This is a genomic window from Sulfurihydrogenibium sp., from assembly GCF_027448985.1.
Lineage (GTDB): Bacteria > Aquificota > Aquificia > Aquificales > Hydrogenothermaceae > Sulfurihydrogenibium.
The window spans coordinates 1-2,510 of the sequence record NZ_DAIDMN010000127.1; the positions used below are offsets into that span (position 1 = coordinate 1).

Consider the following 2,510-nt stretch of genomic DNA (forward strand, 5'->3'; position numbering starts at 1 on the left):
AAAGGCTCTGATTATTCAAAAACACTAAAATTTCTAAATCTAAAGATATCGGATTTAAATTTTGAAAATTATATAAAAATTTTTGAAAAAATCATAAACGAGGTGGAAAATGGTTAAACTACTTTTTGGGATACACTGTCATCAGCCGGTAGACAACTTCTACGAAGTGGTAGATGATGCTATAAACAAATCTTACAAACCTTTTTTGGAAGTGGTTAAAAGGTATCCGGATTTTAAATTTTCAGTCCATTACTCCGGATGGCTTTTACAGTATATCAAAGATAACGACAAAAACCTTTTTAAACTGATGCAAGATTTATCTTACAACGGACAGATAGAGTTTTTCTCAGGTGGTTTTTACGAACCATTCTTAGCATCTATACCGTCCGATGATAGAAGGTACCAGATAGAAAAATTAAACAACTTCATAAAAGAAAATTTCGGACAAATACCAAAAGGACTTTGGCTTACAGAAAGAGTGTGGGACAGTAGTATTATTCCAGATTTGGTAGAAACCGGAATACATTACGTAATAGTTGATGATTATCACTTTTTGTCAACCGGATTTAAAAAAGAAGCTCTCTACGGATACTACACCACAGAATCAAACGGCCACAAGATAAACCTATTTCCAATAGATAAAAATCTAAGATACTTAATACCATTTAAACCTATCGAAAAAATAACTCAGTACTTAAACTCAATATCAAAGTACGGTGTAAATCCAGCTGGAATAATATTCGACGATGGAGAAAAGTTTGGAGTTTGGCCAAAAACATACTGGTGGGTTTACGAAAAAGGTTGGTTAGAACAATTTTTAGAAACAATCACATCATCAAACACAATTCAAACAACCCATTACCATCAGTATATAAACGAAGAAAAACCAATAGGTATGGCATATCTTCCAATAACATCCTACCATGAAATGGGAGAGTGGAGTTTATTTGCGGAAGATTTTGAAGAGTTTGAAGAACTAAAAAACTTCTTAACAAAAAATGGAATGGAACATTATTTTGAGAAATTCGTAAAAGGAAACATATGGCACAACTTTTTAATAAAGTATCCGGAAAGTAATAGAATACACAAAAGAATTTTAGACCTTTCAACATCATCAAGACCTTACAAAAAAGACAAAAACTTGTTAGAAAATTTACTTAAAGCTCAATGTAACGATGTTTTATGGCATGGAATATTTGGTGGTCTTTACCTTCCAAACCTTAGGAACAACGCTTACAGATACATAATAAAAACAGAAAAAGAACTTGAAAAGTTATCAAAAAACCGGAAAGTACAAGTGAAAGATTACGACTTTGACGGATACGAAGAAGTAAAGGTAACAACCCAAAACCTTATACTAATATTTGACTCAAAAGAATCCGGACAACTAACAGAACTCTCTATAAAAGACAAAGAGTTTAACTTTCAAAACACATTAACAAGAAGAAAAGAAGGATACCACAGAAACCTTTTAAATCCTAAAGAAAATGAAAATACAGAAGAAGGAATATCAACTATCCACAACATGGACCTAAAAATAGACACAAACCATATAAAAGACTTGTTAATTTACGATTGGTACACAAAAAATTCTTTCATAGACCACATCACAGATGACAGTTTCAACTTAGATAACTTTTACAGATGCACCTTTAAGGAATACTCAGACTTTGCAAATCAACCATTTAACTTAGAGTATGTAGGAGACCAGATAGTATTCAAAAGAAGAGGCGGGATTTACACAGACAAAAAGTACAACGCAACACTAACAAAAACCTACAAAGTAGAACAAAATAAGGTAGAAGCAGTTATAAACATCCAAACAGATTACAAAGAAAAACTCATATACCTTTGTGAATTCAACTTCCACTTTGCAACTTTACCACAGCACCTTAACAAACCAATTTACCATGGAAAGTCAAACAACTTTAAAATTTTTGACCTATACACCCAAAAAACAATAACAATCAAAACCAGCAAAGAAATGGACATATACAGTTATCCTATAAACACAGTAAGCCAATCAGAAAAATCTCTAGACATAACAAACCAAGGCTTAACGGTTGGTTTTACAACAGACTTTAAAGAAGAAGAGTTGATAAAATTAATATTGGAAGTTGTGTAATGATGGAGGAAAGAAAGATGCCATTAACAATAACCCAAGAGATGATACAACAAGACCCGTTTTATAAGAAAGGAATGGAAAAAGGCTTAAAACAGGGATTAGAAAAAGGAATCAAAAAAGGAATAGAAAAAGGAAAAGAAGAAGGCAAGATTACAACTTTACAAGAAAACATAATAAAGGCTGTAAAACTGAGATTTGGCTATGTTCCGGAAGAAATACAAGAGAAGATAAAGAGTATTAAAGATGAAGAGGTATTAAACACTTTGTTTGAAATTGCATTAACAACCGATAGTATAGATAAAATTAAAATTTAACCCTAATTTCCAATTCGAAAAAAAGATGAAATAAAAAACCTCCAGTGGTATCATAAAGTAAAACTACCACT

General features: G+C 31.8%; 2 protein-coding genes. Both read left to right on the plus strand.

Going from position 1 to position 2,510, the window contains the following annotated elements:
- The first annotated feature begins 109 nt into the window (after window positions 1-109).
- Window positions 110-2,125, plus strand: coding sequence for an alpha-amylase/4-alpha-glucanotransferase domain-containing protein (locus NE054_RS07820; protein WP_297890382.1), 2,016 nt, complete (start codon window positions 110-112; stop codon window positions 2,123-2,125).
- Window positions 2,126-2,142: 17 nt separating this feature from the next.
- A complete protein-coding gene (locus tag NE054_RS07825; protein ID WP_297890384.1) occupies window positions 2,143-2,439 on the plus strand; it encodes a hypothetical protein in 297 nt (98 codons plus the stop codon).
- Window positions 2,440-2,510: the final 71 nt, after the last annotated feature.

What these genes read in the sequence shown, in the direction of transcription:
- NE054_RS07825 (WP_297890384.1), top strand. Translation starts at nt 2,143, where the DNA reads ATGCCATTAACAATAACCCAAGAGATGATACAACAAGACCCGTTTTAT.
- NE054_RS07820 (WP_297890382.1), top strand. Translation starts at nt 110, where the DNA reads ATGGTTAAACTACTTTTTGGGATACACTGTCATCAGCCGGTAGACAAC.